At 41.1% G+C, this 319-nt stretch carries 1 protein-coding gene; it reads left to right on the top strand.

The genetic code is table 11. The features are described 5' to 3' along the window. Nucleotides 1-319: TM2 domain-containing protein (locus ACFIK8_RS11855; protein ID WP_375669543.1), on the top strand; the 319-nt coding region annotated here is incomplete at both ends.

The raw sequence follows: 319 nt of genomic DNA on the forward strand, positions 1-319 counted from the left end.
AGGGGCTTATCTTGTATCGGGTGATGATGGTAAGCGTTATCAATTTGCGACTTGGGATTGGTTGGGAAAAAATCCACCGAGGGTAGGGGACACCGTTGATTTTGTGTGTGAGGGAGATTCTGTTAATTCTGTTTTTCCATTGTTAAAACAGGGTTCAGAGCACTCAAGAGTAATGTTCGCCCTCATTTGTTGGTTTGCTGGTATATTTGGTGTTCATCGTTTTATGGTTGGTAAAGTTTGGACTGGTGCTTTAATGCTTATTCTCTCTTTATCAGTTGTCGGGTTGATAGTTACTGGGATTTGGGCAATTGTTGATTTT

The sequence above is a fragment of the Bartonella sp. MR168JLCBS genome, from assembly GCF_042194175.1.